Here is a 6,722-nt window from a genome sequence, read left to right as displayed (position 1 = left end):
ACCCCGGGCGCCCAGGTGCACGGGCGGGTCGAACCGCCCGTCGTGCCGGGCCAGGGCGGGGCACCGCGCATCGAGAGCCACGACGGCTCCCGGAGCGTGCCCGTCCGGGGCAGCGCGGCCGACCCGGCTCCCGTTGCCGGGGACACCCACGCCGGCCGCTCCGGCATCGCGGAACTCGCCGGGCCGGCCGGCATCGACGGTTCCCCCGACGCGTCGGCCCGTACGACGGCTCGGGACGACGCCACCGACATCGCCACCGGCACCGATCCGGACACCTCCGGAACCAGCCGCCGTAAGGGAACCCCCCTCCGGGGGACGGACGTGCCGCAGGGAGTGCGCCGGCGCGGCGGGCTCACGGCGTGGGCGCGGCGGCTGACCGGCGGACGCGGCGAACAGGGGGCGACCGGGCACGGGACGTACGACGAGACGGGGGACGCCGCCTCGGACACGACGGAGGCACCCCCGGCCACCGTCTCCCAGGCTCCCGAGGCCTGGCCGGACCCGGCGGCGCTGCTCCTGACGGCGCTGGGCCCCGGCCCGCGCCTGTGGGAGCGCGGACCGGGCCATCCGGAGGCGCTCACGGTGCGGCTGGGCACGGCCGACCGTGCGGCACCGGACGGCTCTGGGCTGCTGCCCGCGGTGCCGGTGACCGCCGATCTGCGCGAGGTCGGGGCGTTGGGGCTGGCCGGTCCGCGCGCGCGGCTGGCGGGGGTGGCCCGCGCGGTCGTCGCCCAGCTCGCCGCGCTGCACTCCCCCGACGCCCTGGAAATCGTCCTGATCAGCGCGGACCGCTCCCGCCCTCTGCAGGAGCGCACCGCCGAGTGGTCCTGGCTGGGCTGGCTGCCTCATCTGCGCCCGGGCCACGGCCAGGACTGCCGTCTCCTCCTCGCCTACGACCGCGAACAGGCCACGGCCCGCACGGACGAACTCCTCCGCCGCTTGGAGGACCACCTGGCGGAGGCGGGACCCACCCCCCTCGACGCCGCACCGCCTGCCGTCGGCGTTCCCGACAGCGGTGCGACGCGGCGCCCGTCCTGGGCCAGGGACGACGACCGGGCGGAGGAGGAAGGGGCCTGCTTCCCAGGGCCGTACACCGTGGTCGTCGTCGACGGCGACCCCCCGGGGGCCGCCGTGCGCGAAGCGGTGGCGCGGCTGGCCCTGGAGGGCCCGCGGGCCGGCATACACGTCGTGTGCCTCGCCGAGACGGCGCCCGCGTCGCCCGCCTCGCCGGTGACGGAGACGTACGAGGCGGCCTGCGCGGTGTCGCCGACGTTCCGTGAGTGCGGTGCGGTCACCCTGCTCAGCGGCGACGTGGCGACGGCGCTGCGGCTGATGCGCGTGGCGCGGACCGGGACGGCGGCGCCCGCGGGCACGCTGTCACAGTCCCCCCGTACCGGGGAGGCGCTGCCCAGCGGCCCCGTGGGGCACGGCACCGTGGCCGCGGTGGACGCCGTGTCGCTCGCCTGGGCCGAGCGGTTCGCGCGGGCGCTGGCGCCGCTGCGGGCGGAGGCGACGGCCGGTGAGCGGCACGCGCGCGTGTCCATGCCGTTGCCTCAGGCGGCGCGACTGCTGGACGAGTTGGGGCTGGCGAGGGCCACGCCGGCGTCGCTGATGGCGCGTTGGGCGGACGCGGCCGACGACAAGGAGTCGCTCGGCGGGCGGGCCTGGGCGGTGCTCGGGGCCGGTCCGCGCGGGCCGGTCGGCGCGGACCTCGTGGCCGAGGGCCCGCACCTGCTGATCGAGGGACCGCCGGGCAGCGGCCGTACGGAGCTGCTGCGAGCCGTGGTCGCGTCCCTCGCCGCCGCCGAGCGCCCCGACCGGCTGAGCGTGGTCCTGATGGACGGCCGCGACAACGTGGGCACCAGCGGCGGCGGACACGGAGAAGGACTGCGCGTCTGTACGGACGTCCCGCACGTCACCACCCACCTCTCCGCCAACGACCCGGTGCGGATGCGGGAGTTCGCCCAGTCCCTGAGCGCCGAGCTGAAGCGGCGCGCGGAGCTGCTCGGGCGGTCCGACTTCGCCGAATGGCACACCGGGCGTGTGGTGTCGGGCCGTATGGTCGCCCAGCGGACGGCGACGGCACGCGGGGCGTCCGGGACCGTGGTGACCGGGACCGGGGAGGCCACCGGAGATCTCGACACCCCGCCCAGCTCGACCCTCCGCCTGCGACCGGCGGCGGCGCGCCGCCGGACGGAGGCCGCCCCGCCGCTGCCCCGGCTGGTCGTGGTCGTCGACGACCTGGACGCGCTGGTCTCCCCCGGGCTGGGCTCACCGGGCAGACCCGCGGCCGGCTCGGTCATACGCGCGCTGGAGGCCGTGGCCCGGGACGGTGAGCGGCTCGGGGTGCACCTGGTGGCCGCGTCCGGCGTCGGCGGCCGTACGGCCCAGTCGGAACCGGCCCGCCGGGCCACCCTGCGCGTCACCCTCGACGAGCAGGCAGCCGGCCCGGACGAACCGGCCCCGGGGCGCGGGCGTCTGGTCCGACCGGATGGACGGGTGACGCCCTTTCAGGGCGGCCGGGTCACGGGGCGGATTCCGCGCACGGCGACGCTTCGGCCGACGGTCGTGCCATTGGAGTGGGAGCGAATGGGGGACCCACCGGCCCGACGTCCCGTGCGGGAGCTGGGCAATGGGCCGACGGACCTGGCGTTGCTGGCCAGTGCGTTGGAGAGGGCGGCGCGGGAGGTCGCGTCGGCCGAGGTGCCGTCCCTGCTGTAGTGCGGGATGCTGATGCGGGCTGTTCCTCGCAGCACCGGTCCCGCAACTCCGCGCCGTGGGCGCCACCGACGCCGGGTGCCTGGTCACAGGGGGGTCACGATCCCCTACTTGACAGCGGACGCGCTCTTGCCGCCCCCCACCCCAGGGCGTAGACCAGAGCGCACGGGACAGCGTTCGGACGTTCGACGAGGAACGATGAACGGGGCAGTGATGCGCAGGACGAGCAGCACCATCCGACAGCACCGGAAGCACAGGTCCGCGAAAACCGCGGCCGCCCTTATCGCGGGAGCCCTCGCGCTCTCGCTCACCGCCTGCGGCGGAGACGACGACAAGAGCAGCGACAGCGGCGCCACCGGTGGCACGGAGACCGGCACCACCGTCACCCTCCCCAAGCTGGACGGGCAGAGCCTGGAGGTCGCCGCCGTCTGGACCGGCGCCGAGCAGGAGAACTTCAAGAAGGTCCTCGCGGAGTTCGAGAAGCGCACCGGCGCCAAGGTGACCTTCGTCCCCGCGCAGGATCCGATCATCAACTTCCTCGGCTCGAAGATCGCGGGCGGGCAGCCGCCGGACATCGCGATGCTTCCGCAGCCGGGCGCCATAAAGCAGGCCGTGGACAAGAAATGGGCCAAGCCGCTGGGCGCCGACGCCACCAAGGAACTGCAGGAGAACTACTCCCAGGGCTGGCAGGACATCGGCAAGGTCGACGGCAAGCAGTACGGCGTGTACTACAAGGCCGCGAACAAGTCCCTGATCTGGTACAACGCCCAGGTCTTCGAGAACGCGGGCGCGAGTGAGCCCAAGACCTGGGACGAGCTCCTCACCACCGCGCAGACCGTCTACGACTCCGGTGTCACCCCGTTCTCGGTGGCCGGCGCCGACGGCTGGACCCTCACGGACTGGTTCGAGAACGTCTACCTCTCGCAGGCGGGCCCGGAGAAGTACGACCAGCTCGCCCAGCACGAGATCAAGTGGACGGACCCGTCCGTGAAGGACGCCCTCACCACTCTCGCCCAGATCTGGGGCAAGCAGGACTTCGTCGCGGGCGGCGCGGACGGCGCGCTGCAGACGGAGTTCCCGGCGTCCGTGACGCAGACCTTCACCGGCGGTGACCAGCCCAAGGCGGGCATGGTGTTCGAGGCCGACTTCGTGCAGGTCAACATCGGCGAGACCGAGGCGAAGATCGGCACGGACGCGAAGGTGTTCCCGTTCCCGGCCGTGGGCAGCGCCGCGCCCGTGGTCACCGGCGGCGACGCGGCCGTGATCCTCAAGGACTCCAAGGCGGCGCAGGCGCTGGCCACGTTCCTGGCCTCCCCGGACGCGGCGACCATCCAGGCGAAGCTGGGCGGCTACCTCTCGCCGAACAAGAACGTGGCGGACTCGGCGTACCCGAACGCGGTGCAGCAGAAGATGGCCAAGGCGCTCATCGCGGCCGGTGACGACTTCCGCTTCGACATGTCGGACCAGGCCCCGCAGGCCTTCGGCGGCACCCCCGGCAAGGGCGAGTGGAAGGCCCTCCAGGACTTCCTGAAGAACCCGAAGGACGTCGCGGGAGCGCAGCGGAAGCTGGAAGCCGACGCGGCCGCCGCCTACGGAGGCTGACGCGATGACGTCGGCTTCGGCGGCAGGGGTCCCACCGACCCCTGCCGCACCCAAGTCGCGCAAGAGCGTGACCGGCACCCGCAAGACCGTGGCAGCCCTGTTCCTGCTGCCCGCACTGGTGCTGCTGGGCGCGCTCGTGGTCTACCCGATCGGATACTCGGTCGTCCGCAGCTTCTATGACCAGTCGGGCGACGGCTTCGCCGGATTCGACAACTACCAGGCCCTGTTCACCGACGACGGCATCCGCACCGCCCTGAAGAACAACATCATCTGGGTGGTCTTCGCCCCGACGGTCGCCACCGCGCTCGGCCTGATCTTCGCGGTGCTGACCGAACGGGTGCGCTGGGGAACGGCGTTCAAGCTGGTCGTCTTCATGCCGATGGCGATCTCGATGCTGGCGGCGGGCATCATCTTCCGCCTCGTCTACGACCAGGACCCCGACAAGGGCGTCGCGAACGCCGTATGGGTCGGCATCCACGACACCTTCGCCGAGGCGTCCGCGTTCCCGAAGGCCCACCCGGGCCGCGAGTCGCCGCTCGTGGCGCAAGGGGGCGCCTTCATCACCAAGGCGACGGTCCGCACCGGGGACACCGTCACCCTCCCCCTCGTGGGCGTCGCCCCGGACCAGATGCCCGACGACGCGAAGCGGGCCGTGGCCCCGCAGGCCGACCCGGGGAAGATCTCCGGCACGACCTGGCAGGACTTCACACGCGGCAAGGGCGTGGGCAAGCTCGGCGCGCCCGACGCGTCCGAGTTCGGCTACCCCGGCATGAAGATCGAGGCGGTCAAGGACGGCAAGGTCGTCGAGTCGACGAAGGCCGCCGACGACGGCACCTTCACCCTGTCGTCCAAGGCCGATGGAGCCCAACTACGCCTTCCGGCAAGCAACTTCAAGGAGGCGTACAACGGCGTGGACTGGCTCGGCCCGTCGCTGGTCACGCCGGCCATCATCGGGTCGTACATCTGGATGTGGGCGGGCTTCGCGATGGTGCTGATCGCGGCCGGGCTGGCCGGGATCCCCCGTGAACTCCTGGAGGCCGCCCGTGTCGACGGCGCGAGCGAGTGGCAGGTGTTCCGCAGGGTCACGGTCCCCCTGCTCGCGCCGGTCCTCGCGGTCGTCGCCGTCACCCTGATGATCAACGTCCTGAAGATCTTCGACCTGGTCTTCATCATCGCCCCGGGCTCCTCGCAGGACGACGCGAACGTCCTCGCGCTGGAGCTGTACCGCAAGGGCTTCTCCGAGGACCAGCCGGGCATCGCGAGCGCCATCTCGGTGTTCCTGCTGCTCCTCGTCATCCCTGTGATGTGGTTCAACGTTCGCAGGCTCAGGCGGGAGGTACGGCGATGACGGCGGACGCCGGCAGCATCAGCAAGGCGGCACCCCCGCCCGTCACGATCCCCAAGGCCAAGCAGTCCCTCGGCTCCCGCCTCGCGGAACGCGTCAGCGGTGGTCTGGTCCGTGTCTTCCTCATCCTGGTCGGCCTGTTCTGGCTGGTCCCGACGATCGGTCTGCTGCTGTCCTCGCTGCGCACCCCGCAGGACATGGCGGCCAGCGGCTGGTGGGAGGTCCTCAGCAAACCGTCCCAACTCACCTTCGAGAGCTACGACAAGCTCCTGCAGAACAGCGACATCACCGACTCGCTCGTCAACACCGTGCTGATCACGGTCCCGGCGACGGTCCTCGTCGTCGTCATCGGCGCGCTCGCGGGTTACGCGTTCGCGTGGATGGAGTTCCCGGGCCGCGACTGGTGGTTCCTGGCCGTGGTCGGCCTGTTGGTGGTGCCGGTGCAGGTGGCGCTGATCCCGATCGCCGAACTCTTCGGAAAGATCGGCCTGTTCGGCTCGATGCTGGGTGTGATCCTCTTCCACACCGGCTTCGGTCTGCCCTTCGCGGTGTTCCTGCTGCGGAACTTCTTCGCGGAGATCCCGAGGGAGCTGCTGGAGGCGGCCCGGCTCGACGGCGCCGGTGAACTGCGCCTGTTCGCACGGGTCGTGATGCCGCTGGGCGGGCCGGCGATCGCGAGCCTGGGCATCTTCCAGTTCCTGTGGGTGTGGAACGACATGCTGATCGCGCTGGTGTTCACCGACTCCGGCAGCCAGCCGATCACGGTCGCCCTGCAGACGCAGGTACGCCAGTTCGGCAACAACATCGATGTCCTGGCGCCCGGCGCGTTCATCTCCATGGTGATCCCGCTGGCCGTGTTCTTCGCGTTCCAGCGGCAGTTCGTGTCCGGCGTGATGGCCGGCGCGGTCAAGTAGCCACGGCACCAGGACACTTCGCGAGGGGCGGACCGACACGGGTCCGCCCCTCGAAATTCATCCAGAATCCCCCGTATGCAGCACACAACGTAACCAACCGGCTCCATCGGCCGTTCCCGGGCAAGGCCCTGTCGTCCGCGCCG

General features: G+C 72.1%; 4 protein-coding genes. All 4 read left to right on the top strand.

Going from position 1 to position 6,722, the window contains the following annotated elements:
* On the top strand, positions 1 to 2,721 hold a 2,721-nt coding region (locus CLM62_RS11210; RefSeq protein ID WP_179382045.1), incomplete at its 5' end, for an FtsK/SpoIIIE domain-containing protein.
* Between the two features lie 210 nt (positions 2,722 to 2,931).
* A complete protein-coding gene (locus tag CLM62_RS11205; protein ID WP_095749687.1) occupies positions 2,932 to 4,320 on the top strand; it encodes an ABC transporter substrate-binding protein in 1,389 nt (462 codons plus the stop codon).
* 4 nt (positions 4,321 to 4,324) lie between these two features.
* Positions 4,325 to 5,668 (top strand): carbohydrate ABC transporter permease, encoded by a 1,344-nt coding sequence (locus CLM62_RS11200; protein WP_095749686.1) that lies wholly within the window; start codon positions 4,325 to 4,327, stop codon positions 5,666 to 5,668.
* On the top strand, positions 5,665 to 6,579 hold the full coding sequence (locus tag CLM62_RS11195) for a carbohydrate ABC transporter permease (protein ID WP_095749685.1): 915 nt from the start codon (positions 5,665 to 5,667) through the stop codon (positions 6,577 to 6,579). Before CLM62_RS11200 ends, CLM62_RS11195 begins: the two co-directional genes overlap by 4 nt.
* Positions 6,580 to 6,722 lie beyond the last annotated feature (143 nt).

Origin of the sequence: Streptomyces sp. SA15 (assembly GCF_002291145.1) — a bacterium.
Classification (GTDB): domain Bacteria; phylum Actinomycetota; class Actinomycetes; order Streptomycetales; family Streptomycetaceae; genus Streptomyces.
Note: the sequence above shows the minus strand (reverse complement) of the source record. Positions and strands in the feature narration are given on the sequence as shown.